The sequence below is a fragment of the Streptomyces sp. NPDC002403 genome (assembly GCF_053593015.1).
In genome coordinates, this window is sequence record NZ_JBSFBQ010000014.1 from 1 (window position 1) to 26487 (window position 26487).

Consider the following 26487-nt stretch of genomic DNA (forward strand, 5'->3'; position numbering starts at 1 on the left):
GTACTGCAGGGGGGACCCTGTGGGAGAGTAGGACGCCGCCGAACTCCTTTTACGGGAAAGCCCCGTGCCCTTGTGGCACGGGGCTTTTCTGCGTTTACGGGCATTAACCGGCCAGCCGCCCACCGGTGCCTTCCGGCTTGTCGTGTTCTCAGGCGGGCGTGACCAGGTGGGTGTCGTAGGCCAGGATGACCGCCTGGACACGGTCACGGGATCCCGTCTTCGCGAGAATGCGTGTGACATGTGTCTTCACCGTCGATTCGGCGAGGTGAAGACGCTCGGCGATCTCCGTGTTGGACCATCCCCGGCCGATGACGGTGAGGATTTCTCTCTCCCGCTCGGTGAGGGAAGCGACGCGCGCGTCCAGGGTGGCGGGGCCGCCGGGAGCGGCCGGGAGATGCTGGACGTACGCGTCCAGCAGGCGGCGGGTGAGGCTGGGGGCCACCACCGCGTCGCCGCCGGCCACGGCACGGATGCCGGAGAGGAGTTCCTCCGGCAGTGCGTCCTTGACGAGGAAGCCGCTGGCGCCGGCGCGGAGGCCGTCGTACGCGTACCGGTCGAGGTCGAAGGTCGTGACGATCAGGACACGGGTGCCGGCACCGGCCTTGACGATGCGGCGGGTGGCTTCGATGCCGTCCAGGAGCGGCATGCGGATGTCCATCAGCGCGACGTCCGGGCGATGCCGCTGCACGAGGCTCAGGGCTTCGAGGCCGTTGCCGGCCTCGCCCACGACGGTCATGTCGTCCTGGCTCTCCAACAGCATGCGGAAGCCGAAGCGTTGCATCGGCTGGTCGTCCGCGATGAGCACGCTCGTCACGAGGGTGTGTCCTCCAGAGGAAGTCGCAGTCGTACCTGCCAGCCGCTCACGGCAGCGGATTCCGGCAGTGGACCCGCGTCCAGTGTGCCGTCGTACAGGGACGCCCGCTCACGCATTCCGCTGATCCCCTGTCCGCCGCTCCCGGGACCTCGACGGCCGGTGGTGCCCGTGTCCGTGATCAGGGCCTCCAGTTCCGTCGGCCGGTAGGTCAGGGTGACCTCCGCGGTCGGGGACGGGTCCGTGCCGCCGTGCTTCAGGGTATTCGTCAGGGCCTCCTGCACCACCCGATAGACCGTCAGCTGCCGTCCCGCGGTGGGCGGGGCGGACGGGGGCGTGCCGTGGATGCGCAGGCGTACGGGGAGGCCCGCTGTCCGTACGCCGGTGAGGAGTTCGTCCATGTCGTCCAGGGTCGGTTGCGGGGTGCGGACCGCCTCGGCGGGGTCGTCGCGCAGGACGCCGAGCAGACGGCGGAGTTCGGTGAGGGCCTGACGGCTCGTCGTGCCGATGGCCTCCAGGGCCTGGGCGGCCCGTTCCGGGCTCTTGGCCGCCGCGTAGGCGCCGCCGTCCGCGAGGCCCGTGATGACGGACAGGTTGTGGCCGATGATGTCGTGCATCTCCCTGGCGATGCGGGTCCGTTCGGCGGCGGCCGCGAGCCGGGCCTGCTGGTCGCGTTCCAGCTCCAGCCGGCGGGCCCGGTCGACGAGGGCTTCCGTGTACTCCTTGCGCGTACGGACCACGATCCCGAGCAGGGCCGAGAGCGCGAACGCCCAGAGATGGGGGACGAGCAGCGGGTCCCAGCTGTGCGGGCGGTGTACCGCACCGGCCACCAGCGGGGCGGCCACCAGGGCGCCCGCCCACGCCAGCGCCCTTCCGGGCAGCCGCAGCGCGACGTTGAAGACGACGATCTCCTGCAGGAAGGCTGCCTGGATGACGGCGCCGGACCAGGCGTTCACCAGCGAGACCGGTGCCATGAACGCCAGCACGGCCAGGGGGTGCGTGCGCCGCCACAGCAGCGGGGCGGAGAAGGCCACGCTCATCAGCAGGACCAGCGTCCCGGACACGTGGGGATCGAGGGCCACGGTGCGCCAGCCCCCCGAAGTGACGTCGAGTACGGCGAAGAGCACCCAGGAGACGGTCAGCAGCCCGTTCCAGACCATGGGGCGGCGCAGGTCGAACGCGCGGACGTGCCGGAGCAGGCGTTGCAGATGCCCGGTGATCCGGCTCGTGCCGGGAGTGGTGTCCGGGCCCGGGGCCTTGGCTGCCGGGGCCCGGATCATGTCGTCGTCCGTCACGCGTCCATCCTCGCCGTCGGCCGCCGTCGGGTCATGCGTCGCGTCGGCGCAGCAGCAGGGCGGCCGTGCCCAGGCTCGCCGCGGCCCACAGGCACAGGGCGAGCAGGGCGCCGCCCGTGGAGGCATCGCCTGCGAGCGGGGTGGCGGAACCGAGAACGCCGGCCGCCTGGGTCGGGAAGTACTTGATGGCGCTCTCCACCACGTCGTACGGAAGCATCGAGAGGACCTCCGGCAGGATCAGCACACCGCCGATGTAGGCGCCGATGGCTCCCGGCACGGAGCGCAGCAGGGCGCCGAGTCCGAGCGCGATCAGACTGAGCAGGGTGATGCCCGCGGAGTTGCCGACGATCGCGCCGAACACGCCCGGGTCGCCGAGCGAGGCAGCCTGGTCGGTGTCGTCGAGGAAGAACTGCGCGACGAGGAAGGTGACCAGGGCGGTGGTGAGCATGACGGTGAGGACCGCGGTGGCGAAGACCGCCGCCTTCGCCCACAGGACCGGGAGCCTGCGGGGGACCGCGACGAGCGAGGCGCGGATCGAACCCGTCGAGTATTCGCCGGCGGTGACCAGGATGCCCAGGACCACGGTGCACAGGGTGCTGAGCACCGAGCCGTAGAGGACCAGGACCACGGTGTCGATGTCGGAGTCGCCGCCACCGCTGGTGTACGTCGTGCCCATGACCAGGCCGACGGCGAGCATCAGGACGGCCGCTGCCCCCATGGTGATCCAGGAGGAGCGCAGGGAGCGGAGTTTGTGCCACTCGGAGCGCAGGACCCCGGCGGTGGTGACCCGGTACGGGCGCTGCTGTGCCGGGTGCGGCCGGTGGTCGGGGTGGGCTGCCGCGATGGTCATGCGAGGGCTCCGGTCGTTTCGGGGGCGGTGATCCGGTACTCGACCGACTCCTGGGTCAGGTCCATGAAGGCCTGCTCCAGGGAGGCGGTCCGCGGGGTGAGTTCGTACAGCGGGATGGCGTGGGCGGCGGCCGTGCGGCCGATGTGCGCCGCGTCCGTACCGCGGATGTCCAGCTCGTCGGGGGAGGCGGACCGGTCGGTGGTGATGTCGATGCCGGGGCCGGTGAGGAGGGTGCGCAGGGTGTCGGCCTGCGGGGTGACGACCTTGACCGAGGCGCCACCGGCCGCGGCGACGAATTCGGTGACCGTGGTGTCGGCGAGGAGCCGGCCGCGCCCGATGATGATCAGGTGGTCGGCGGTGAGGGCCGTCTCGCTCATCAGGTGCGAGGAGACCAGGACCGTACGGCCCTGTCGCGCCAGGGACCTGAGGAGGTTGCGTATCCACAGCACGCCCTCCGGGTCGAGGCCGTTGACGGGTTCGTCCAGGATGAGCGTCGCCGGGTCGCCGAGGAGCGCGGCGGCGATGCCGAGCCGTTGGCCCATGCCGAGCGAGAAGCCCTTGACGCGTCTGTGGGCGACCGCGGTCAGCCCTGCCAGGTCGAGTACGTGCTCGACGCGGCCGCGCGGGATGCCGTGGGTGTGGGCCAGTGCCATGAGGTGGTTGAAGGCGGTGCGGCCGGGGTGGACGGTGCGGGCCTCCAGGAGCGCGCCGACCTCGGTGAGCGGTGCGCTGTGGGCGGTGTACGCCCGTCCGCCGATCGTGGAGCGGCCCCGGGTGGGTGCGTCCAGGCCGAGCAGCATGCGCATCGTCGTCGACTTCCCGGCGCCGTTCGGGCCGAGGAAGCCGGTGACGGTGCCGGGCCTGACCGTGAAGTCGAGGTCCTGGACGACGGTGTTGTCCCCGTATTTCTTGGTGAGTTCGTATGCCCTGATCATGCGGTCGACGCTACGCAGCGGGCTCGCGACCGGCGTCGGACCTGGGGCGGGACGTGGCGGTGCGCGTAGTACCGGGGTACGACGTCATGCGGTGCGGAAATGGTGTTGGCGCAGGTCGGGGGGTAGGGGGAGGATCGGTGGATGGAACATGTGATTCGAGCCGTGCGTGCCGACGAGTGGCCCCTGGTGAAGGAGTTGCGGCTGGCCGCGCTGGGGGATCCGGTCGCGCCCGTGGCGTTTCTGGAGACGTACGAGCAGAGCGCGGCGCAGTCCGACGCGTTCTGGCAGGACCGGGCGCTCGGTGGGTCCGAGACCGGGAGTGGCGATGTGCGGCAGTTCGTCGCCGTCGCGCCGGACGGGCGGTGGGACGGCAGTGTCACGGTGCTGATCGAGCGGCCGGACGCGGAAGTGCGGTTCGGGGAGGCTACCGACGTCCACCAGGCGCATGTGGTCGGCGTGTACGTACGGCCCGAGGCGCGGGGCGCGGGTCTGGCCGAGGAACTGTTCCGGGCGGGGACGGAGTGGGCCTGGTCGCTGGCGGAGCCGCGGATCGAGCGGGTGCGGCTGTATGTGCACGAGGACAACGCGCGGGCGGCGGCGTTCTACCGGCGGATCGGGTTCGTGGCGACCGGGGGTTCGGTGCCCTTGCCGGGCGGCCCTTCCGCACGCGAGATCGAGTACGCGGTGGAGCGCGTTCCGTCAGGGTGAGGCGGTGAGCTCCTGGGACCAGCGGGCGCGGGCCTGCTCCTGGGAGCGGAGGAGTGCCAGGGCCGGCAGCCCCATGTCCTGGCCGGTCGCCAGCAGTTCCGGGAGCCGGGGGAGGGGCGCCACCGCGGCGATGTCGTCGAGCACCAGCGTCATTGGTGGGTCGAGCCGGCCGGCGGATGACCGTGCGGCCATGCGGCGGCCGTGCTCGACCACGTGTGAGGCGAGTGCCGTGAGCAGGGGCATGGCTCCTGGTCCCGAGCGGGGGTCCTCGATCGGTTCACCCACCACATAGAGGGTGCCCCCTTCGGCCGCGAAAGATTCCAGCGCGAGCGAATCGGCCCGGTTCGGTGTGCAGGCCTCGCGGATGTGGACCGAGGACAGCGCGCCGAAGGCCCGTACCGTCAACTCCTGCGCCATTTCGCGGCGTTCCGGATGCGCGGTCAGCGCCGACTCCAGCAGACCGGCGAGTCCGGAGGCCGCCTTGGGGTGGGTACGGAGCAGGCGCACCGGTTCGTGGGCGCTGCCGCCCAGTGCCCAGCGGTGGACCTGGCGGAAGGGGCGGCCGTCGATGGCGGCGGCGTGCAGCCAGCACTGCAGGAGTGTTTCCGCGGTGTCGGCGGTCGCCGCGTCGATACGGGCCTGTGGCCGGACCGGGGCCAGGAGCGCGGTGGAGCGGGCGGCGGCCGTGTCGGGCTGTTCGCAGCCCGCGGTGGGGGACCAGTGCAGGCGGGCCGGGGTGTCGCAGAGGTGGCCCGGGTCGTAGACGAGAACCGGGCCGAGCTTGGCGCGGGCGTCCTTCGTCTCGCCCCAGACGGTGGGGTCGGAGGTGACGACGAGCGCGGGGCCGCCGGCTTCGAGGATGGCCTGGACGACGGTGGGGCGACGCGTCGCGGCCGGTCCGTAGACGACGAGGGGGGTGCGGGGGGAGGGGAGCGAGGTGGGCGGGGGAGGCGAAGCGGGAGAGGGGAGGACGGGGGCGGGGGCCGCCGCTTCGGTTCCGGCTCCGGGTTCGGCTCCGGTGGGGGCGGTGGTCTCGGCCGGTGTGTGTTCCATGGGGGCGGTCGGGGGGTCGGCGGCGAGCGGCTGCGCCTGGCGGTGGGGTTCCCGCCGCTGCCGGGTCGGTACGGGACCGTCCCCGTTGCCGTCCTCGTACCGCTGGTGGCGCTGCCGCGCCCGTACCTCCCGCCAGCGCGCCACCACGCCCAGCGCGAACACCGTCAGCACCACCAGCACCATCAGTTCGCCGATGAACAGGCCCCAGAAGAGGCCGTACCCGGAGAGCTCCCCCGCCGGGGTGTTCGGCCAGGCGGCCGGGAGGTCGTGCGGTGCGGTGACGAGCCGGCGCATCGACAGGGGTGTCTCGGCGAGCGTGACCCCCTCCGGCCAGGCGCCGTGCGCGAACAGCCCGGCCAGACCGGTGGCCGTCCACGCCAGCAGCGTCAGCCCGAGCAGGAAGGCCAGCAGCCCGATCAGCAGGCCGTCCGGGATGCCGCCGCTGCCGCCGGAACGTTCCTCAGCGCGCCCCGCCATGTCATGCCACCGTTGACTCGGACGACTCGTTCAGCCGTTGTTGGTGCTCGATCCGTGCGGCGCGCTGCTCCGCCTCCAGGTCCGCGGCGCGCACGTCCTCGGGGAGGAGCTCGGCGGCGGAGGACTCGGTCATCGCGCGGTCGGTGAAGACCAGGGGGCGCTCCGCCTCGGTGATCAGGTGTTTGACCACCTGGACGTTGCCGTTGACGTCCCAGACCGCGATGCCCGGGGTGAGGGTCGGGATGATCTCGACCGCCCATCGGGGCAGGCCGAGCACGCGCCCCGTCGCTCTGGCCTCGTCGGCCTTCTGGGCGTAGATCGTGCGGGTCGACGCCATCTTCAGGATCGCCGCGGCCTCGCGGGCCGCCGCTCCGTCGACGACGTCGCTGAGGTGGTGGACGACGGCCACGAACGACAGGCCGAGCCGGCGACCGAACTTCAGCAGGCGCTGGAAGAGCTGCGCCACGAAGGGCGAGTTGATGATGTGCCAGGCCTCCTCCACCAGGAAGATGCGCTTCTTCCGGTCGGGCCTGATCCAGGTGTGCTCCAGCCAGACGCCGACGATCGCCATCAGGATCGGCATCGCGATCGAGTTGCGGTCGATGTGCGAGAGGTCGAAGACGATCAGCGGGGCGTCGAGGTCGATGCCGACGCTGGTCGGTCCGTCGAACATGCCGCGCAGGTCACCGTCGACCAGCCGGTCCAGGACGAGGGCGACATCCAGGCCCCAGGCCCGTACGTCGTCTATGTCGACGTTCATCGCCTCGGCGGACTCGGGCTCCGGGTGGCGGAGCTGGTCGACGATGTCGGTCAGGACCGGCTGCCGGTCGGTGATCGTCTCGTTGACGTACGCGTGGGCGACCTTCAGCGCGAAGCCGGACCGCTCGTCCAGGCCGTGCCCCATCGCGACCTCGATGATCGTGCGGAGCAGGGCGAGCTGGCCGGTGGTGGTGATCGAGGGGTCGAGCGGGTTGAGCCGGATGCCGCCGTTGAGGGCGGCGGTCGGGTCGAGGCGGATCGGGGTGAGGCCGAGCTCCTGGGCGATGAGGTTCCACTCGCCGACGCCGTCCTCGCCCTGGGCGTCCAGGACGACGACCTGGCGGTCGCGGAAGCGGAGCTGGCGGAGCACGTACGTCTTCTCCAGCGCGGACTTGCCGTTGCCGGACTCTCCGAGCACCAGCCAGTGCGGGGCGGGCAGCTGCTGCCCGTACAGCTGGAAGGGGTCGTAGATGTATCCCTTGCCGGAGTAGACCTCGCGGCCGATGATCACGCCGGAGTCGCCGAGGCCGGGGGCGGCGGTGGGCAGATAGACGGCCTGGGCCTGTCCCGTGGACGTGCGGACGGGCAGCCTGGTCGTCTCCACCTTCCCGAAGAGGAAGGCGGTGAAGGCGTCCGACAGCGCGGACAGCGGATCTCGCATGGCGTGACCGACCTCCCTTTCGGTTCTCTCGGTTGTCTCGGTCGCTGTGCCGTCAGCGGCGGATGCCGGTGGCGAACGGCAGGGTGTTCACGAAGGCGCGGTGGTGCTCGCGGTCGCACCACTCCAGCTTGAGATACGACTTGCCGGCCGAGGCCCGGATCGTCCGTTTGTCGCGGGCGAGGGCCTCCGGCGAGCGGGACGACACGGTGATGTACCCCACGAGATTCACGCCCGCCGCGCCGCTCGCGAGATCTTCACCCCGCTGGTCGAGGCGGCCGTGCGCGGCGATGTCGCGCGGGTCGACGGTGCGGTTCATCTTGGCCTGACGGCTGGCTTCCGCCTCGTCGTTCGTCTTCTCGGTGAGCATCCGCTCGATGGCGACCTCGGTGGGTTCGAGGTCCATGCAGACCGCGACCGTACGGATCACATCGGGGGTGTGGACGAGGAGCGGGGCCAGGAAGTTGACGCCGACGGGGGTCATCGGCCATTCCTTCACCCAGGCCGTGGAGTGGCACCAGGGGGCGCGGGTGACCGACTCGCGGGTCTTGGCCTGGAGGAACGTGGGCTCGACCGCGTCGAGTTCGGCCGGCCAGGCGTTGCGCTTGGTCATGGCCTGGATGTGGTCGATGGGGTGGTCGGGGTCGTACATCGAGTGCACGAGGGAGGCGAGCCGGCTCTGGCCGAGCGGCTGGCGGACCCGGATGTCGGCCTCGGCGAGACGGGCGCAGATGTCGGTGAGCTCGCGTGCCATGACGACGGCGAGGCCCGCGTCCCGGTCGAGCCTGCGGCCGGCCTGGGGGCGGGCGGCCCGGGCCATGGCGTTGGCCTCGGCGGCCAGCTCGCGGGTGTAGTGCATGCAGGCCACGAGGTAGGCGCGGTGCTGCTCGCTGGAGGTGGAGACCATGGACTGGAGCTGGTCGTACGACTCCTGGAGCCAGCCCGGGGACGTCTTGTCGCCGCGCTGGGCGACGTCCTTGGCGTGCGCGTCGGGGTCGGCGGGCAGGGTGCGGGCCAGCATCTGGATGCGGGTCACGAAGCCGTCCCCGTTGGCGACGTGCTTCAGCAGCGTGCCGAACCGGTCGACGAGGGCTTCCTGGTCCTCGCTGTCGCGCAGCCCGACGCCGGGGCCCTCGATCTCGATCGCCGCGGTGACGGTGCGGCGGTCGGCGTGCAGCAGCACGGCGATCTCGTCCGGGCCGAAGGGGGCGGCGAGCCAGTTGATCCGGCCGATGCCGGGGGGCGGTCCGATCTCGACCTCGCGCCCGTCGGCGCCGATGCCCGCCTCCATGGCGCCGGAGCGGTAGGTCGTACCGCGGCGCAGGGAGCGCTTGTAGCTGCGGTTGATCTCGAACCACTTGTAGAAGGTGCGGTGTTTGTACGGGAGGTACACGATCGCCAGGGCGAGCAGGGGGAAGCCCACGAGCAGCACGATCCGCGGGCCCAGGTAGGGGACGGCCAGTCCGCTCATCATGCCGAGGAACGCGCCGGCGATGATCAGGGCGATCTCGCCGGTCTCGCGGTTCTTGCCGACGATCGCGTTCGGCCGGGCGCGGCCGATGAGATACGTACGGCGGGGCGCGATCGTGTGGGACGGAGTCGTCAACGCCCTCCACCTCCCGTGCTGTTGTTACCTGAACTGCCTGATCCGCCACCTCGGTGGGAGCGGCTGCCGTGCGGGGTGCCGGAGGTCGGCCCCGATCCGCTGCGCGGCGGAGGTGCGGGGGAGGGGACGGATCCGCCGGAGTTGCGCGAGCTGTGCGCGGCGACACCGCCGCTGATCGCGTTGGCGGGCCGGCCGCCGCCGCTGCCGCTGTCACCGCCGTTCTGGCCGCTGCGGCTGCTGTGGGTCTTGATGCCCTGGGAGACCAGGGCGGCGGGGGAGCTGATCATCGCGGCGGCCTGGGAGCCGTCGGTGGCCTGCTTGCGGTTGGTACGGGCGCCCTGGATCTCGTCGCCGAAGCCGGGGACGAACCGGTAGATCATCGCGGAGGCGAAGATCGCCAGCAGGATGATGGCGAGGCCGGACACGACGGCGGAGAAGGCGTTCGGCCCGTCGTTCTGGGAGAGCGCACCGGCCAGTCCCAGGACGACGACGATGACCGGCTTCACCATGATCACCGCGATCATGATGCCCGCCCAGCGTCGGACGTGGCCCCACATGTTCTTGTCGACGAGCCCGGCGTAGACGATGGTGCCGAGCAGGGCGCCGACGTAGAGCAGGGCGGCCCGGATGACGAGCTCCAGCCAGAGGACGCCCGCGGCGAGGATCGACACGAGTGAGACGACGATCAGCATGATCGGCCCGCCGCCGATGTCGGAGCCCTTCTTGAGGGCTTCGGCGAACGACCCGAAGAAGACGTCGCTCTGCCCGCCGGAGGAGGTGGCGATGACATCGGTGACGCCGTCGGTCGCGGAGACCACCGTGTAGAGGATCAGCGGGGTGAACGCGGAGGCGAGGACCGTCAGCCAGAGGAACCCGACGGCCTCGGAGATCGCGGTGGTCAGCGGCACGCCACGGATCGCCCGCTTGGCCACGGCGAGCAGCCACAGGACGAGCGTCAGGACGGTGGAGGCGGCGAAGACGATCGCGTACTGCTGGAGGAACTTGGTGTTCGTGAAGTCGACGTTGGCGGTGCTCTTCACGGCCTCGCTGAGCTTGCCGACGATCCATGCGGCGGCGTCGGCGCAGCCGCGGGCGAGGGAGGTGAGGGGGTCCTGGGAGCTGTCGAGGGTGGGGGACAGGTTCTTGGAGGAGCCGGATTCGCCCTCTTCGCAGTACTGCTTGGCGGGGCCGATCAGCAGATCGCATGCGTTGCTGCTGGAGCTCGGGCTCGGGCTCGGGCTCGGAGAGGGCGCGGCGAAGGCGCGAGCCGAGAAGAGAACAACAGCTGTTTGGACCGCTGCCAGTGCGGCGACGATGGAGCGGGCGCTGGGGCGAGGGCTACCGCGCATAGGTGAAGCCTCCGTACTCCTCGACAGCCTTGCTGATCTCGTCAGAGCTGGAGGCCGCGACATCCCCCGGGACCGGAGCCGGTCCGTCCTTCTGGGTGTCGCTGACAGCCTTCCAGCCATCGCTCGTCCAGCTGAGCTGGACGGTCCAGGTCTTCCACGAGGTGCGCACCGGGTCGGTGGACCCTTCACCAGACATGCCGATCAGCCCCGTGTACCAGACCGAGACCTTGGCCGTGTCGCCGTCGAAGGCATCCAACTTCGTTCCCACGGGGATCGTCCGTGATACGAATGTGCTGCCCTGCGGCGCGTTTCCAGTGGGGTCCAGGCCCAGTTTGCTGAGGAAGTCGGTGGAGTAGGCCGCGTCCTGAGGCCCTCTGAGTTTCGCTGCGGCCTCAGTCGTGTAAATGGTGTCGATGATCTCGTGCCGGCTGTCCTCTTTGAACATCCCGACCGACCCCAGCGCCACCGCATAGTTGGAAGCCGCGCTCTGCGCCCCCTGCTCGTCATGGGCGAAGCCCGACGGGATCGACCCGTTCTTCCCCGTCACCGGCTTCGTCCCCGTGGCCGCCGTGGACGAAGACTCCGGCTTGCTCCCCCCGCTCCCCGAACCGTCGCCGTCGTTGCCGTTCCCGGCGCCCCCGCCCATGTTCGCGAACGCGATAGCCGCGATCAGGAGGACGACCACGCCGACCACCGTGACCAGGGAGCGGGATGTGCGGGCGGGTCGGCGGGGGGCGCCGTAGCCGTCGCCGCCCCCGCCGTCGGGAAGGCGGGTACGGGTCTGGCGCGTACCGCCGATGGTGCTGTATCCATCGTCGTTACGACCTGAGTCGTAGCCGTTCTCGTCGCCGTGGCTCATGCCGCGTACGCCCCCTCAACCGTTGCCTGAACCGGGTAGTACGACGGTAGCCGTGCGGGAATCCGCGCGGACGCGGTGTGGTGACTCGACATCAGGGAGACGCAACCTCTGCCGGTGGGCACGACGGACGGATGGTGTGGGAGTGGGCGGGACTGCCCCTGGCGTGGGATGACAGCCGGTCAGACGGCCATTCCGTAGACGATGGTGAACAGGGTTCCGAGGGATCCGATGATGAACACACCGGTCAGACCGGCAACGATCAGCCCCTTGCCCTGCTCCGCGCTGAACGTGTCGCGCAGTGCCGTCGCGCCGATGCGCTGCTTCGCCGCACCCCAGACCGCGATGCCGAGGCAGAGCAGGATGGCGATGGCCATCACGACCTCGATCATTACGCGGGCCTCGTTGCCCAAGGTCCCGAACGGCCCCCAGTTCGGGGCGATTCCGCCGATGATGGTGGTGATGTCGCCCTTTTCAGCTGCCAGGATCATGTAAGTCACCGCCCCTGTTGGGTAGTTCATTGCCCCTGCCAGACGACACGGGTCGCTCTCTATCTTCGCTGATGAAACTGCTCTCGTACGACGGCTCGACAGCTCTCTTTACCCGGATCTCGCACATTTGGCCGGTCCGGCCGCCCTGACCTGCGGATCGAAATGGGGTGTGACCGAATATGTATGGTCACTCTGTGTATCACGGGGCGTGACCCCGGGCAATGATTGCCATCCCGCCACCCTGGCCGAGAATTTTGCACATGCCCTGGTCAGCGCGCCGAGCCTGGTCGGAGCGGGCGGCGGTCAGAGCAGCGGGTGGCGGGGAACGGGCGGCCGGGGCGGTGTTGTCCAGGTGGGCGGTGGCCGGAAATCGCACCAGGTGCCGTCAAAGGGAAACGTTCCGGCCTCAGCAAGTCGGACAACCGAGGCACCCTCGTCCCGGATCGCGGACGCCTCGTCGGCCGTCCAGTAGACGGGATGGCCGGTTTTCTCGGCGAAGGACTCCTCGTCCTTCCACTTCCAGGTCCGGTCCGGTGCCACGTTGATGTCGAGCTCGTGGTCGGTGATGTCGATGTCGTCACCGCGATGGATCCGGCGCTCCAGATTTACGTACCAGCCGCGGAACTTCCTTCCACGCCCGAAGAGCCAGAGCACCGAGTGGGCGGCGCCGGTCGGCTGGTAGAAGAGCGCGTTGCCCATCGGCCAGCGGCCGGCGACCACGGGGTAGCCGTCGGCGGGGCGGTCGTCCGGGGCGATGTCCCGCAGATGTCTTCCGCGCGGAAGCTTCGTGCGCCACATCGGTGTGCCGCTCTCCATCCACACCAGCTGGCCGGCGTCGGTGCGCTCGACGAGGCGTACGGGCACCGACGCGCTCAGGTGGCCGCCGATGAAGAAGTTCCAGCGGAGGATCCTGCCCGGCTCGTCGTTCATGCCGTTGATCATGCCCGCGTCGCGCCGGGCGAACACGTTGTCCGATCACTTGACCCGGAGTCACCGAGCGGGAGTAGAACGTGCTTGCGCCTCAGTCGGCGATGATGCCCCGCGCTTCGAGGATCTCGGCCCTGAACGGGACGCCCAGCCCGCAATCGCGGTCCGTTGTCAGTGCCGCCTGCCAGACTCGTACACATGACCAGCAGCACCGGAACTCCCGTCCCGCTCCCGGCCAATCACCGCATCTCCGAGACGTATGTCGACTGGGCGCGCGCCCGGGTCCCCGGCGCCGAGGCCGGTGCCCGTGACGTGCTGGAGCAGGCGGACCGGGGCCGGCACAGGGCGTGGGAGAAGCCGGGGCGGTTCGTGGACGACGCGGGGCGCCTGGCCCGGGGGCTGCCGGCCGCCCATCTGCCGTGGTTCTGGGACACCATCGGGCACTGGATGCTGGAGACGCACCGCCGTTCCGCCGCCCGCGCGTACGCGAACGCGCGTGCTGCGGAGCGGACCCATGGACTGCCCGTCGACCCCGACTGGCGGTGGGCGAACCTTCAGCTGTTCGCCCGGTTCGGCGCGCTTCCGGCCACCGAGCTCGGCGGCGCCCCGGCCTGGCTGACCGAGGTGTTCGAACCGGGCGACGCACACCGCGAGTTCGTACGGCTGCTCGCCGTCTGGGCGGCGTCGCCGGGCGAGCTCCCCGCCGATCTGGCCCGCCGCGTCCGGGATTCCGCGCGTGCGGCCGGCCTCGGCGCCGACGAGGAGGCGCGGGTGCTGGGCGAGGTGCTCGCCTCCGCCCGCGGCAAGGCCGTGCCGGACCGGCTGCTCGACGCGGCGCTCGGCCCGCTCGCCGCTCACCCGCCGGCCGACGACCGGGCCACCGCCCTGCTCGACCTGTTCCCCGAGTCGAAGAACGACGCGGCCGCCTGGCTGCGGCTGCTCCTCGGCTGCGGGGCCGCCGACGCCGCCGCGGTCGGCCGGATCAGCCCGGAGGGCGGGCTCGGCGAGTGGCTGCGGCGGTACGCCACCCAGTACTCCCACCGCACGGTCGCCGGCGGCGGAGTGACCCGCCAGGCCATGCCCGCCGAGCTGTTCGACCTGGTGGCCCGGTTCGCGCCGCTGCTGAAGGAGGACGGCACCCCGGTCCGGCTCCACGAGGACCGCTACCGGTGGCCGCACCTGGACGCCGACCTGCTCGACGTCTGCCTCGCCGAGGGGATCCCCGTCCACGATCCCGGCCCCACCATCCCCCTGGAGTTCTGGGACAAGGAAGCGCGGCGCGACCTCAGGGCCCTCGCCGCCGACCCCGTGTTCGGCTCCCGGCTCGAAGGCACGGTGCACGCCGGGCTCCGGTCCGGCGGAGGTTCCGCCATCAGTCGGCTCCCGCACAATCCGGGCATCGCGGCCGAGGTGCACGGCCGGATCGAGAAGCTCCTCGACGGGCTGCGCGGCGGCGGGCTCGCCGCCGCCGACGAGGCGGTCGAGGAACTGCACGGCCTCCTCGACCGGCCCACCGCCATCGCCCTGGACGGCATCGAGGAGGCTCTCGAAGCACTGGACCTCACCGGTCCGCTGGCCCGCGCCCTGCGCTCCGGCCTGCCCGAGGAGCTGGGCTGGACCGCCCTGGAGGAGGCCCTCGCCGAATTCCGGCCGGACGAGACGGTGCACACCACCTGCACCTGGCCGGTGCTCACGGTGTACGGGAGGACCCGCGCGTTCGCCGTCGACCACGAAGGACGGCGCGGCGAGCACACCCTGGAGCTGCCGGAGGACGCCGGCCATCCCACCGTGCACTGGGTCGGCGGCCAGTTCCTCGTCGCCTGGACGGGCTCGGGCGACGGGAACGGGGCGAGTACGGCGTACTGGTCCGGCAGCCCCGCCGACACGTTCGAGCCGGAGCAGTCGTACGGGCTGCGCCCCTACGGCGGCAGCATCCAGGGCGGCCTCGGCTACCAGTTCCAGACCCCGGACGGCAGCGGCCGGTTCGACGGCGAGAACGTCCTGCGCCCCGGCGACACCGCGGGCATCGGACACCGCGACTACCAGATGTACGACGGCCGGGACTTCTGGAGCACCGGGGTGTTCAGCGAGGACCGGGGCAGCGGGGGATGGGCCCGCCTGGACCCCGCCACCGGTGTGCCCACCGCCGACCGCACCCTGCCCGACTTCCACCGTCCCGACGCGTTCCCGGACGGCACCCGGCCCTTCCCCGACCACCGCATCCTCGCCGAACTGCCGTCCGGTGCCCCGCCCTCCCCACTCGGCCAGGACGGCCGCCTGACCGGCTGCCGGGTCAACTACCGCACCCCGTACGCGGGCCCCTCGCCCCGCGCGTTCGAGCTGGAGTCCGCCGACGGCCGTACCGCGTCCTACCGCACCACCGTCTGGGGCCGCCGCCCCTGGGGAATCCTCGCCCTCCCGGCCGGTGGTGAGGACGCCGTCGTGGTCGGCAGCACCACCGTCAGCTGCCATGCCGCCGAGGACAACTCGCTGCTCTGGCAGGTCCGGGGCTTCCCCGGCAGCCGTCACCGCGGACCGGTCCGGGCCACCCTCGGCGAGCAGGCCGGGCCCGTACCGCCGCCCGCCTTCTGGCACTTCCTCACCCCGCGCGACGAGCCCTCCTCCCGCGCTCTGCGCGCGGTCACCGACGAGGCCGTCCGCGAGCTGCTGCGCTCCGGCCCCGAGGACGCACTGCCCGGGGTGACCGATCCCCGGATCCAGGAGGGCGTCGGGCGCGCCGTACGTCTCGCCGCCGATGTGCTGCGCCGCCGCGAGGAGCTGTCGCACCGGGTGGCCGTCATGCGCTCCGGACCGGTCGTCGAGCTGCCCGACCCGGTGCCCGACACCCGGCTCGTCCCGGCCCTGCACGGCCTGCTGGCCCGGCTGCGGGGGTACGAGGAGCGGCCGGCGCAGCCGCAGCCGGCCCTGCTCACCGCGGTCGCCGCCGACGGCCGGTATCTGCGCGGCGAGATCGACGACGAGGTGCGGGTGCTGGCCCTGCCCGCGCCCCCGCCCGAGTGGGCGGTGCTGACCGGCCGGACCGATGCCGTGGCCTGGCGGGCCGTCGTCACCGCCACTCCGGACGAGCAGCGGCAGGCACTGACCGCGCTGCTCGATGTGTGGAGCCGCCAGCCGTTCGCGGAACGGGGCACCACCTGGCGCACCGGCCGCGCCCCCGAGTGCGGGATCGCCGAACTGCGCGCGTCCGGTGTCCCGGTGGCCTCCGGCCCGGTCCGCAGCGGCCTCGTCCCCTTCCTCCAGCGCGCCGCCGGCCCGGCGCCCGCCGGTGCCGAGGAGTGCGAGACCCGCACCGTCGCGGGCGACGACACCACCCGGATCCCCCGTCTGCTCGCCCTGCTCGCCGAACGCGGCCCGCTGCCGGTGCCCGAGGAGGCCGTGGACCTGTTCCGGTGGCGTACGGGGGTGCCGCGTGCGATCGCCGCGCTGGTCCTGGACGGCTTCGCCGGCAGCGACGACTACGCGCTACACCTGAAGCTGTGCCGCGCCAAGCCGTACAGGGCCGACCGGACCACCGTGCACGCCTACGACGAGATGAGGGTGCGTCTCGGTCTCGCCGGCCGGCACGCCGTGCTCGCCGCCGCCGTCCCCGCCGACCCGGAGGAGCTCTGGGCTCCCGGGGGCATGGCCGCCGCCGCGGACCGGATGGCAGCCGAATGGACGGAACGGCTCGCGGCCACCCCGTACGCCGACGACGGCAGCCATGGAGCCGCGCTGGCGAAGGACCACGGCCTGCCCGAGACCTGGGCCACCGCCCTGCTCACCGGACGCCTGGCGGAAGCGCCGCTGGACGCCGAGGGGATACGGTCCGCCGTCACCGCCCTCACCTGGGCATTCGGCGAACGACCGGTGGGCGACCCGGTCGTGGAGGGTGCCCGCCCGCTGCTCGGCCGGATCACGGACATCCCCGCCGATCAGCTCACCGCCCTGCGCGCCCTGGCGGACCGCTCGGCAACCACCCCGGTCCCCCCGGGCCAGTACGAGGCCAACCCGCTCTTCAGCGTCCCGGCCCTGGTGGACGAGGTGGCGGCGTCCCTCGGCGTCGGCCGCGACGCGGCGGCCCTCCACCTCCAGCTGCACGCCTTCGACCGCCCGGCCGATCGCACCGTCCGCCGCTGGAACACCTGGACCCTCGACCACCACCGCGCCGTCCGCAAGGAACTCACCGTCGCGAAGGCCCCGCGTCCCGCGCCTACAGCCCCGACCGCCGCCGTCCCACCGCCCGCGCACGAACGGTTCGCCCGCGCCTGGGCGGAGGCCGGTTCTTCTCCTCGGCCGTGAGCCCCCGGCGCTAGTCGGCGGGCTCGGCGAAGTGGTCGAACTCGCCCGCCATGACGCCCTTGGTGAAGGCCACCCATTTCGTCCGGGTGGTCGTGACGATGTTGGTGGGGTCGCCGGTCTCGCGGAGGTAGACGAAGTCGTCCGGCCCGAAGGCGATCTCGATCCAGGGGCCCGGCCCCTTTGAGCCTTCTGGTGCGGCACGGACCCAGGTCAGGTCGGCGGGGACGCCGGGGGTGTCAGTCACGGACGCGGTCCTCCTTGATGGTGCGTACGAGGGCGGCCCAGGCGGTGGGGGTGGTGCGGAGTATCGCTCCGGTGGGGTCGCCGCTCTCGGTCACGCCGACCGAGCCGGGTCCGGCTGCGGCCACGTGTATGCATGCCTCGCCCTGTGCGCAGTAGGACGACTTCTGCCAGATGTACGCGGACATCTCGGCTCCTTTCACAGGCCGCGGGCGACCTTGTGGATGAGTTCTCGGGACCGACCGATGTCCAGAGCTGCGGCATCGAGTCGTTCGAGCAACAGGCGGTACTGGGTCAACTGGGCCTCCGCGTCAATGAACACGGGGCCGTGTGACTGGTCGAGTTGCGCGGTATCCAGTGCGGGCACCGGCCCCCGCACGTAGTACACGGACTGTCCTGAGCCCGGGTAGTAGGTGGCCTCGAAGGGGATTACGCGAATGGTCGTGTGGGGCAGTTCGCTCATCTTGAGCAGGTGCTGGAGCTGGTCCCGCGCAATGTCCGAACCGCCGAACCTCATGCGCAGGGCGGCCTCATGGATGACGGCCCGGTAGGGGATGGGGCTCGTCCGGTAGAGCACTTCCTGTCGTTTGATGCGGTACGAGACGCGGTGCTCGATCTCCGGTGGCGACAACTCGGGAACCGCTTGCCGGTAGATCTCCCGTGCGTGATCAACGGTCTGGAGCAGCCCGGGAATGTGGATGCTGTGCGCCGCATGCAGACCGGTGCCGTGGTGTTCGATCTCGGCCAGGTCGAGCAGCTTGGGCGGCAGGATTTCCCGGTACTCCTCCCACCAGCCGCGCTTGCGGTCACCGGTCATGGCGACGAGCGCATCGACCAGGGACTGATCGGTGCAGGAGTAGGTGTGGGCCGCGACCCGCACGCGATCCGCGCTCACGCCGAAGCGTGCCACTTCTATGTTGCTGAGCTGCCCCGAACTCGTGCCGAGAAGGTCGGCTGCTTGCGTCGTGGTCATCCCGGCGCGTTCCCGCAGCTTGCGCAGCTCGACACCGAGCCGGGTGCGGCGCGCGGTAGGGGCGGCCCTGCCTGCCATCTCGAACTCTCCCTGGAATACGGCTGAGACAGTCGGTCACTCACACGAGTGGTTCGGTTCAAGGATTCCGGTCAATTGGTGAAAACAATCCTTGCGTGAGCCTAGTCTCGGTCTCAGGCCACCCGCCCGGAAGTACCCCGCTCGACGGAGCGGCCTCGTCACCGGGCAACCGGAAATCCGCGATCCAACTTCCTCCCGTGAACGGAGACTTCCATGGTCGGTTCCACGGTATCCCCGCCCTGGACATACACCCTCCAACTCCCGCAGGATCCCCGCGCCCCCGGCGTCGCCCGCGCCACCCTCCGCAACGTCCTGCGCGTGCACGGCATGCCCGAACTCACCGAGATCGCCGAGCTGTTGGCGAGCGAGCTGGTCACCAACGCCTACCTCTACTCCTCGGGGCCGTACTCCCTGCGGCTGCGCGACGCCGGGCGCAGCCGTGTCCGGCTGAGCGTGTGGGACACCGATCCGCACATCCCCGCCCCGTTCCGACGGGGCGCCGGGACACCGGAGGAACTGGCCGAACGCGGGCGCGGGCTCTACCTCGTCACGCTCTACGCGGAGTCCTGGGGCGCGTACCCGATGCGCGGCGGACTGCCGGGGCAGGGCGGGAAGCTGCTCTGGGCCGAGTGCGCGGCCAAGGCATAGGGGAGACGCAGGGCGGGGGAGAGGGCCGCGTGAAGGGATCCCGGAAGGCACCACCGACGCCGGAAGCGCGCTCCCGCCGATCAACTGCGACGTCGACGGGACCGGCATGAAGGCGCAGAAGGAATGCATGGACGCCGACGGGTACGACCGGGGTACGTACGGCGTCGCCATCGCGGTTCCCGACGAGAACACCTGGTACCAGGCGTACGAGCTGCCGTCCCCGGCCACGTACGTCAACAAGCCCTTCCCGACCGCCGGGTCGGTGGGAGGACGGGAAAGGAACGGCCCGCGGTCTGCGACGTGCGCGACAACCGCGGGCCTTTCGCTACCTCGTCACGAGGTGTTCCAGCCTGGAAACCAGGAACTTCCCGTAGCGCAGACCCGTACCGATTCCTTCGAGCCGCTCGTACCGGCTCCGGTCGATCTGTTGTCCCTTGCACTCCAGGGCCTGGAGAAGGATTCGGAACGCCAGGTCCGGAGTGCAGCGGCGGACACACTGGATGAGGTCCGAAGTCAGGTCCTCGCCGAGGTGGTCGACTTCTTCTTCCAGCTCGCCCAGGACGGCGTCCGCGTGGTCGAAGCCCTCCTCCTGATCGGCCTTCCCGAGAGGCACGGTCCTGCTCCGGGAGAGCCATGCATCGCACTCCCGGACGATCAGCCGCATCCACAGAGTTCCCGAGGGAACGCGGGGACCGAAGAAGCCGGGGAATTCCACGCCGGACTCCCACAGTCGCTCTACGGTCCCCGCTGGAAGCCGCTCCATGAGGGAAGCCGCGTCTCGGCGCAGTGACATGACCTGCCTGGGGTCGAGCTCGTCCCGCAGCGCCAGCCCGAGCGCCCCGACCTCTGACCCGGCGCAGCTCGTCCAGTCCGCGTGGAACGAGTTCATCAACCACGTGAGACCGAAGTCGTCCTCCGTGAATCGCTGCATGCACTCGCCTATCTCGGATACGCGGTGAGGACGAAGTAACCGCTCTGATGACCTCTTTGGCGCTGAAGTACCATCGTGAACTGATTACCGGTCGAAGTGAAGCGTCCGTCGGGGTGGGCGGCCCAGCCGATGGAGTTGTTCGCCCCGAAGGATCCCCTGATGGTCAGCTGGCGTTCCGAACCCCTGAGCCAGTTCTTGATCCTCTGCGCGTTCCCGGCGAGTCCGTAGTCAACCACTTGCTGGGCCGTCTGTGCGTCGTGGAACACACCGTTGGGCGCGTTCTTGCGAGCGGCAAGTGCGGCCGCTTGCTGCCGGGACACATTCACGTGCTCGTCGAGAGTGTGGGCCAGGCCGGGGAATTTCGCCGCGTCGGCGGCGAGGTCGTTGCAGTTGTGGACGAGGACCGGCGTGGTCCCCGCCAGCACGTAGTACGTGTGGAGACCGCCGACCGTGAGGTCGTACGTGCGTTGCAGGCCCTGTTGGTCGAGGACTCCGGCCACCCGGAGCGGGGCTCCTGCGGGGCTGCGGAGCTCGTCGCCGATCCGGATGTCCGCGGCGTCGGCCCACCGCCCGGCGTTGGTGAGCCAGAAGGGGTGGTTGTCGGTTGCCGTGAGGGTGGCGGGGCCCTGGCCGGTGGCGAGGGTGAGGCGGGTGAAGTCGTCGTCGTTGTCGGTGGTGATGGTGCCGGTGACCGGGCGTGCGGCGGTGAAGCCGCTGCCGGGGTCGGTGGCGGTCACCCGGTCGCCGGTGCGGATGTCCTCGATGGGCCGGTGCGCTCCGTCGGCGAGGAGGACCTGTGTACCGGACGGGAAGCTGTGGGGTTTGGTGCAGTCGGCGACGCGCCGTTCCCCGTTCACGCGGTCGACGAGTGCTTTGACCTCGACCGCGGCCAGGGCGCTGGCCTCGACGAGGGTGCTGGCGCGGAGCGGGATGCTGTAGTGGACGACTCTGCCGCCGGCGGCCCGCGACTGGGCCTCGGCCCTGGCCTTGTAGCGTGCGGCCACCGAGGAGTAGACGGAGCCGGCGCCGGGGTTGGAGCACCTCAGGGTGCCGGCGGCGTTGCTGCCGGTGAGGCGGAAGGTGCTGCGCGGGCTGGTGCACTTGCCCGCGGACTGTCCGCCGATGGAGAAGGTGGCGGTCAGGACGGCGGAGACCTGCCCCTTGCTGACGCGCTCCTCCCGGGCCTTGGAGGTGACCTCGCCGGTGAACTTCTGGGTGACGGAGCAGCCCGACGAGCTGCAGTTCATGTCTCCTGAGCCGTCGATGGTGAAGTTGATGCCGCGGTCGCCCGCGTTCTTGAGCTGCTTGGTGTAGTCGAGCAGGGTGTCGAACATCGCGGCGACGGCGTCCCCGATGACCGGCGTGATGTCCATGCCCTCGGGGCTGCCCACCGTGAGCGGCCCGCGGGTCACCTCCGGGATCGTCTCCGGCGCCTCCCCCTCCTTGAGCCGCTCGGTGAACTCGTGGAAGTCGTAGGGCTCCAGGCGGAGAACCTGGTGGGGCTTCTGCCGGGTGACCAGCAGGCGGCCGGCCGAGGTGTCGATGCCCAGGGCGGGTTTCCCTCGCACGCTGCGGGGTTTCCCGTCCGGGCGCTTCGCCGTGGGCGGGGCCTTCTCCAGGTCGTCGAGGGCCTTGGTGAGGACGTCCGCCAGCTGGGGCGGAGGCAGGGTCCGCCGGAGCGCTTCCTGTACGAGAGAGTCCTTGTCCTCGTGGTCGGCCATCCACTTGCCGGGCTTGCCCGAATCGGCGCCCGGGGGTGGCGCGGGGTCCTGGGACCACCGCATGAAGGTCTTGCCGTCGACGTTCAGCAGGCCCTGTTCAAGCCTCTTCCCACCGGAGGAGGTGGTGCCGTACTTGCTGCCGCCGGCGGTGGCCGTGATCCGGTTCTCGGTGACGCCGAAGGCGGAAGTGTCCTGATACGTCAGTCCCTGTACCGCGCCGAGCTCCTCGACCGCCTGCCGGAACGGCTGAAGATTCCGCTTCGCCGCCGCCTTGCCGTCGTCGGACCCGACCGTGCCGGACACCGTCAGCGCGGTCCCGGCCACCAGCGCCAGGACCAGAACCCCGACCCCGCCGACGAGTAGAACTCTTTGGCGCTCCGTCAGCCGCCGCCACCAGGAGGCCCCGGCGCCGGGCGGCGGAACCGGCATCGGCGGGTAGGCGGGGGGAGGGGGCGGGGCGGGCGGTCCTTCCGGCTGCCGGCCCCGGAAATCACTCGGTTCGGTCATGCCGTCTCCCTCGACGACTCGGTGCGCACGGCCACGGCGCCGGTGTCTGACACGAGATCAGTTTGATGCGCGTGGCTCAGAAGTGGAGCGTTTTTCTAGAAAAAATTCCAAAAGCATTGGCCTACACTGACGGCGGAGAGGGCCTCGACGTCCTCCGTGCGCAGATCAGACCGAGGACGTCCGCTCGATGAGCCCGAAGCAGCAGCGTGGGGAAGCCACCGCCGAGCAGGTCCTGGATTCCGCACTGGGCATCTACGCCGACTCCGGCGAAGGCGGCCTCACCGTCGGCGCGATCACCAGAGCCAGCGGTGTCAGCGCCGGAAGCGTCTATCACCACTTCGGCAGCCTTCAGGGTGTGCACAACGCCCTCGCCCTGCGCTGTCTGGGCAGACTCCTGGACGAACTCGTCGCGGAGCTGCAACGCACCACGGACGCCTGCTCCGGGGTCCAGGCCGTCGTCCGGACGTATCTGGCCTTTGTGCAGGCCCACCCGGACGAGGCCCGGCTGCTGCATTCCGCCACCGCCGACCACGCGTCCATGGCACAGGCCGGGCGGATACGCGATTCCCAGGAAGCGCGGCTGACTCCCTTCGCCCTCTGGGTGCAAGGGCGCCGGGATGCCGGTGAGATCGTCTCGCTTCCCGCGCCCGTGATCGAGGCACTTGTCCTCGGCCCGGTCACCGCCGTGGCCCGGCGGTGGCTGTCCGCCGGGGACGTGGACATGGAGGAAGCCACCCGGATCCTGCCCGGTCTCGTCTGGCGTTCGATCAGTCCCTGACCGGGTGGCCGCGGCCGTGGCTCCGGGTGGCGGCGGACGTCAGGGCTGGATGCCGTCGTACTGGAGGACGCGGTAGGGCGTCTTCCCCTGGTTGACCGACTGCCACTGCGAGGCGATCAGGGTCAGGGACGTGGCGCTCGCGCTGCCGGGATGGATGTATCCGCCGTAGAGGAACGGCAGTTGGGGCTTGCCCCAGTGGTGCGGCGGCAGGCCGTCGCCGACGATCTGGGGCTTGGGTGCGGTCCAGACGGCGTCCGGGCGGGGCGCGGTGCGGGTGCAGATCGCGTAGTCGTCCACGTCGAAGTAGCTCATGCAGTACGTGGTGCCGATCCGCTTGACGGAGAACTCCCCGATCCTGTTTCCGGACAGCATGACCGACGGCCCCACCGCCCGCGTCCACTGCCAACGGCCGTCCAGATAGGCCCAGTTCTCCTGGGCGCCGAAGTTGCCCGCGCGAAACTCGCCCGGCTGGATGCGGAACAGCTGGATCGCGCCGCCGTCGGCGGTGTTGGAGTGTGTGCCGTTCCAGCGCTTGGAGAAGATGTACAGCCAGCCGTCGGGGTCGATACCCGCGAACGACCACATCCCGTACATGGACTGGTTCGTCCCCTGGGTGTCGCCGGCCCAGTGGTACGGGTAGTCCTGCCAGGTCACGCCGTAGTCGTCGGAGTACGCGACGCCCGACATCAGCGAGCCGTCGTACCCGGCGGGGATGTTTTCCCACAGGGCCACCGAGGTGTACTGGATGTAGGTGCGTCCGCCGAACTCGATGCAGTCGTTGGGAATGCGGGAGATCTCGAAGCCGTGCCCGTTGTCCGCCCGGTGCGCGTAGTCGAAGCACTGGTCGGCGGCACCGCCGGTGGGCATCGCCCAGGAGAACGAGATCGGGGTCGCGCCGGAGGCGTCGAAGTCCGCCTGGTTCAGGATCACCGGGGACCCCAGGTAGGGATCGGCCTGGGCGATTCCGCCGAAGGCGTCGCCGAACACATAGCCCCAGGTGTTGTCGTGCTCCCGGTAGTACGGGATCGCCAGGTCACCGGAGCCGAGGCCCTGTGCGCTCGCCGAGTCGCCGGGCTGCTCGCACAGCGGGGTGCCGGTCTGGAGCAGTCGGGCCGTGGGGCGCCCGGCTGCCGCCCGGCCCGACCGGTCGTCGGCGGCGGCCGTGCCGGTTGCGGCGCCCAGCAGGCCGGCGCCCAGGGCGAAGCCCATGCCTGCCTTGAGCGCCGAGCGGCGGGTGGCGGCGCGGCGCTCCGGCTGCGAGGGGGTGGACATGGTCGGATCCTCCGTGTGTCTGGAGCTGGGGTGGGGGGTGGGGTACGGAGCTGCGGTACGGCGTCGGGTCACGCCTTGCGGAGGCGGGCGATGACACCGTCGAGGTCGCGCTGGAACAGATCGGCACGGACGAAGTGCCCGCCGGGCACCTCGTGCCACTCGTGCGGGATGCCCGCCGCGCCGAGCCGGTCCCGGAACTCCCGCTGCCCGGCGAGCACCTGGGTCTCGTTGACCGTGTCGAACCAGTTGACCGGGTCGGGACTCGTACCGGCGACCAGGAAGACCCGCTTGTTCCGGTAGCTCTCGATGCGTTCGACCGGGTTGTCGGCGGTGACCCTCGCCTCGTCCCACAGCGGCGCCCCGTAGACCGTGCCGCCGCCCAGATCCAGGGCCGCGGAGGACGCGTTGGCCCAGTGGGCGACCAGGCCGAAGTCGCGGCGCAGGCTGGCCGGGCCGGAGTGGGCGCTCACCGAGGCGAAGTGGCCGTAGTACTTCGCCGCGTACTTCAGCGCGCCGAAGCCGCCCATCGAGAACCCGGCGACGGCGCGGCCGTCGTACTCGGCGTAGGTACGGAAGTTCGCGTCGATCCACGGGACCAGCTGGGCGATGTGGAAGGTCTCCCAGTTCCGGGGGCCGGTGTTGGAGCTGACCGGGTTGGAGTACCAGCCCGCGTGGCCGCCGTCGGGCATCACGACGATGACCGGCTTGCCCGCGGTCCAGGCGCGGATGCCCAGGCGGTCGAAGGTGATGAAGTCCTGGTCCGTGCCGCCGCCGTGGAACACGTAGAGCACCGGGTAGGTGCGGCCGCTGGTGGCGTAGTCGTCGGGGAGCAGGACGTTGACGCCGGGGTTCCAGCCGATCGCGTCGGTCTGGAACCGGTAGTACTTCATGCGGGGATCGTTCTCGTTGTGGTCCACGATGTGCAGCCCGAAGCCGTCACCGGCGGCGCTCGCCGCCGTGGCCGTCGCGAGGACGCCACCGGCGCCGAGCGCCAGTGCGGCGGAGAGGCCGCCCGCGGCCTTCAGGACGTTCCTGCGGGTGGGACGGTGCTCGCTCAACACGACCTCCTGGTCGGAAGTGGCAGTGGGGTGGGGAGCCGGCAGCTGTCGGCGATCGCCGCTTGCCGGGGATTCGCTAGTTGTCGGTGATCCAGGTGCCGCGGTCGGCGTTCCAGTGGATGGTGGCCTTCTGGAATTTCTGGGCCTTGCCGCCGCCGGTTTCGTCGGTTTCGTCGGTGAGGGGGTAGCCGAGTGCGGTTTCGTGTCCGGCGGCGTGGAAGGCGTCGTAGATGGCGCCGTGGACGGTGTGTGCTCCGGTCTGCGGTGACCAGAGGAAGAGGCCGTGTTCGAAGAACTGATAGCGGCCGCGGGTTCCGTCGGGTGCTGTCGCGGCGTCGGCCTCGTCGGTGGTGGGGAAGCCCCAGCGGCGTTCGGCGTCGGTGTCCCAGAACTTGGTGAGGATGTCGCCGTAGATCGCGTGGGCCTCGTCCGGGTGCCAGAGGATGATCCCGTTCTGGAACTGCTGGAACCGTCCGCCCAGCGAGGAGTCGCGTTCACCCGTGATCGGCCGGCCCAGCGGCCCGCCCGGCCCACCCGTGCTGTCGTACTTCACCGCGATGGTGCCGTACGGAATCAGGTCGTCCAGGTTGTTGTAGCGGCGGGGCGCGAAGCCCCTGAGCCCGTCGCCCCACACCCGCTCCTCGGCGACGTGCCCGAAGTCGTACTCCTCGCGCACCACCGGCTGCGTGTGGGCCGGGTCCGCCCAGCGCAGGAACAGCGCCACATGGTCCGTGCCGCCGGAGTCGCGCAGCAGGGCGTCGCCGGGCTGGAGGTCGCTCGCGGGGATGTCGAAGGTGACGTCCCACAGGCCCCAGGTGGTCAGGGACGTACCGAGGTTCCAGGCCATCGACACATAGCCCGAGCAGTCCGGCCGGTAACAGCCGAACCGGTTCTCGTGGCAGCCGCTCTGGCTGTACGGCACCTGCTCGGCGATCCACGACCACGCACGGTCCATCGCCTCGCCGCGCCCGATCGGCCCGCCCGGCTCCGAGGCGCTCGCGGCCGGTGCCGTGGTGAACGTGAGCGCGAGGGCCGCCAGGATCAGGGTCACCGCCCCGATCGCACGCCGAAGGATCAGAAGGGTCAGCGGTCTCATGGCTGTCTCCCGGTCAGTTGTCGGTGATCCAGGTGCCGCGGTCGGCGTTCCAGTGGATGGTGGCCTTCTGGAATTTCTGGGCCTTGCCGCCGCCGGTTTCGTCGGTTTCGT

The 26487-nt window shown here is 70.8% G+C and carries 23 protein-coding genes; 4 read left to right on the forward strand and 19 right to left on the reverse strand.

The window, feature by feature from the left end; all coding sequences use genetic code 11:
• Window positions 1-148: 148 nt before the first annotated feature.
• From ACWCPY_RS17475 to ACWCPY_RS17490, 4 genes are read right to left on the reverse strand one after another with little or no spacing between them, the layout of a single operon-like run.
• Window positions 149-814 (reverse strand): response regulator, encoded by a 666-nt coding sequence (locus tag ACWCPY_RS17475; RefSeq protein ID WP_451265831.1) that lies wholly within the window; start codon window positions 812-814, stop codon window positions 149-151.
• Window positions 811-2091: a sensor histidine kinase gene (locus ACWCPY_RS17480; protein WP_451266106.1), complete on the reverse strand. Its 1281-nt coding sequence runs from the start codon at window positions 2089-2091 to the stop codon at window positions 811-813. Before ACWCPY_RS17480 ends, ACWCPY_RS17475 begins: the two co-directional genes overlap by 4 nt.
• Window positions 2092-2137: 46 nt before the next feature.
• Window positions 2138-2956 (reverse strand): ABC transporter permease subunit, encoded by an 819-nt coding sequence (locus ACWCPY_RS17485; protein ID WP_451265833.1) that lies wholly within the window; start codon window positions 2954-2956, stop codon window positions 2138-2140.
• Complete coding sequence (locus ACWCPY_RS17490) at window positions 2953-3891, reverse strand: ATP-binding cassette domain-containing protein (protein ID WP_451265835.1); 939 nt, start codon at window positions 3889-3891, stop codon at window positions 2953-2955. The genes ACWCPY_RS17485 and ACWCPY_RS17490 overlap by 4 nt, the downstream gene beginning before the upstream one ends.
• Before the next feature lie 141 nt (window positions 3892-4032).
• Between ACWCPY_RS17490 and ACWCPY_RS17495 the strand changes: the two genes are divergently transcribed.
• On the forward strand, window positions 4033-4599 hold the full coding sequence (locus ACWCPY_RS17495; RefSeq protein ID WP_451265837.1) for a GNAT family N-acetyltransferase: 567 nt from the start codon (window positions 4033-4035) through the stop codon (window positions 4597-4599).
• On the opposite strand, the gene ACWCPY_RS17500 is transcribed toward ACWCPY_RS17495, so the two are convergent.
• The 7 genes from ACWCPY_RS17500 to ACWCPY_RS17530 form a co-directional block, all read right to left on the reverse strand.
• Complete coding sequence (locus ACWCPY_RS17500; RefSeq protein WP_451265839.1) at window positions 4591-6129, reverse strand: type IV secretory system conjugative DNA transfer family protein; 1539 nt, start codon at window positions 6127-6129, stop codon at window positions 4591-4593. The genes ACWCPY_RS17495 and ACWCPY_RS17500 overlap by 9 nt on opposite strands.
• 1 nt (window position 6130) lies before the next feature.
• Complete coding sequence (locus tag ACWCPY_RS17505; RefSeq protein WP_451265841.1) at window positions 6131-7549, reverse strand: ATP-binding protein; 1419 nt, start codon at window positions 7547-7549, stop codon at window positions 6131-6133.
• Window positions 7550-7601: 52 nt separating this feature from the next.
• Window positions 7602-9152 (reverse strand): SCO6880 family protein, encoded by a 1551-nt coding sequence (locus tag ACWCPY_RS17510; protein WP_451265843.1) that lies wholly within the window; start codon window positions 9150-9152, stop codon window positions 7602-7604.
• The gene (locus ACWCPY_RS17515) at window positions 9149-10501 is read right to left on the reverse strand and encodes a hypothetical protein (RefSeq protein WP_451265845.1); all 1353 of its coding nucleotides are present in this window, start codon (window positions 10499-10501) and stop codon (window positions 9149-9151) included. The genes ACWCPY_RS17510 and ACWCPY_RS17515 overlap by 4 nt, the downstream gene beginning before the upstream one ends.
• A complete protein-coding gene (locus ACWCPY_RS17520) occupies window positions 10491-11360 on the reverse strand; it encodes a hypothetical protein (protein ID WP_451265847.1) in 870 nt (289 codons plus the stop codon). Before ACWCPY_RS17520 ends, ACWCPY_RS17515 begins: the two co-directional genes overlap by 11 nt.
• A gap of 179 nt (window positions 11361-11539) precedes the next feature.
• Complete coding sequence (locus ACWCPY_RS17525; protein ID WP_018101695.1) at window positions 11540-11848, reverse strand: hypothetical protein; 309 nt, start codon at window positions 11846-11848, stop codon at window positions 11540-11542.
• Window positions 11849-12151: 303 nt separating this feature from the next.
• The gene (locus ACWCPY_RS17530; protein WP_451265850.1) at window positions 12152-12778 is read right to left on the reverse strand and encodes a DUF402 domain-containing protein; all 627 of its coding nucleotides are present in this window, start codon (window positions 12776-12778) and stop codon (window positions 12152-12154) included.
• 195 nt (window positions 12779-12973) lie between these two features.
• On the opposite strand from ACWCPY_RS17530, the gene ACWCPY_RS17535 reads away from it, so the two are divergent.
• Window positions 12974-17074, forward strand: coding sequence for a hypothetical protein (locus ACWCPY_RS17535; RefSeq protein WP_451265852.1), 4101 nt, complete (start codon window positions 12974-12976; stop codon window positions 17072-17074).
• Window positions 17075-17084: 10 nt separating this feature from the next.
• Here ACWCPY_RS17535 and ACWCPY_RS17540 read toward each other — a convergent pair whose 3' ends face one another.
• Genes ACWCPY_RS17540 through ACWCPY_RS17550 form a run of 3 tightly spaced genes read right to left on the reverse strand, consistent with a single transcriptional unit; the run spans window position 17085 to window position 18365 of the window.
• Window positions 17085-17318 carry a DUF397 domain-containing protein gene (locus ACWCPY_RS17540; RefSeq protein ID WP_451265854.1) on the reverse strand — a complete coding sequence of 78 codons (234 nt, stop codon included), beginning with the start codon at window positions 17316-17318 and terminating at the stop codon, window positions 17085-17087.
• Window positions 17311-17502, reverse strand: a complete 192-nt coding sequence (locus ACWCPY_RS17545) for a DUF397 domain-containing protein (protein WP_451265856.1) — start codon at window positions 17500-17502, stop codon at window positions 17311-17313. Before ACWCPY_RS17545 ends, ACWCPY_RS17540 begins: the two co-directional genes overlap by 8 nt.
• Window positions 17503-17513: 11 nt before the next feature.
• Window positions 17514-18365 carry a Scr1 family TA system antitoxin-like transcriptional regulator gene (locus ACWCPY_RS17550; protein ID WP_451265858.1) on the reverse strand — a complete coding sequence of 284 codons (852 nt, stop codon included), beginning with the start codon at window positions 18363-18365 and terminating at the stop codon, window positions 17514-17516.
• A 213-nt stretch (window positions 18366-18578) separates the two neighbouring features.
• Between ACWCPY_RS17550 and ACWCPY_RS17555 the strand changes: the two genes are divergently transcribed.
• Window positions 18579-19013 (forward strand): ATP-binding protein, encoded by a 435-nt coding sequence (locus tag ACWCPY_RS17555; RefSeq protein ID WP_385550364.1) that lies wholly within the window; start codon window positions 18579-18581, stop codon window positions 19011-19013.
• A 325-nt stretch (window positions 19014-19338) separates the two neighbouring features.
• Here the strand turns inward: ACWCPY_RS17555 and ACWCPY_RS17560 are convergent, their stop codons facing one another.
• Entirely contained in the window at window positions 19339-19944 is a 606-nt protein-coding gene (locus tag ACWCPY_RS17560) for a hypothetical protein (RefSeq protein WP_451265860.1), read from the reverse strand.
• A gap of 8 nt (window positions 19945-19952) precedes the next feature.
• The gene (locus tag ACWCPY_RS17565; RefSeq protein WP_451265862.1) at window positions 19953-22172 is read right to left on the reverse strand and encodes a polymorphic toxin-type HINT domain-containing protein; all 2220 of its coding nucleotides are present in this window, start codon (window positions 22170-22172) and stop codon (window positions 19953-19955) included.
• Window positions 22173-22359: 187 nt separating this feature from the next.
• Between ACWCPY_RS17565 and ACWCPY_RS17570 the strand changes: the two genes are divergently transcribed.
• Window positions 22360-22950: a TetR/AcrR family transcriptional regulator gene (locus ACWCPY_RS17570; protein WP_451265864.1), complete on the forward strand. Its 591-nt coding sequence runs from the start codon at window positions 22360-22362 to the stop codon at window positions 22948-22950.
• 39 nt (window positions 22951-22989) lie between these two features.
• Here the strand turns inward: ACWCPY_RS17570 and ACWCPY_RS17575 are convergent, their stop codons facing one another.
• The 3 genes from ACWCPY_RS17575 to ACWCPY_RS17585 form a co-directional block, all read right to left on the reverse strand.
• Window positions 22990-24222, reverse strand: coding sequence for a DUF4185 domain-containing protein (locus ACWCPY_RS17575; RefSeq protein WP_451265866.1), 1233 nt, complete (start codon window positions 24220-24222; stop codon window positions 22990-22992).
• A 68-nt stretch (window positions 24223-24290) separates the two neighbouring features.
• Window positions 24291-25280: an alpha/beta hydrolase gene (locus ACWCPY_RS17580; RefSeq protein ID WP_451265868.1), complete on the reverse strand. Its 990-nt coding sequence runs from the start codon at window positions 25278-25280 to the stop codon at window positions 24291-24293.
• 76 nt (window positions 25281-25356) lie between these two features.
• Complete coding sequence (locus ACWCPY_RS17585) at window positions 25357-26376, reverse strand: hypothetical protein (protein WP_451265870.1); 1020 nt, start codon at window positions 26374-26376, stop codon at window positions 25357-25359.
• Window positions 26377-26487 lie beyond the last annotated feature (111 nt).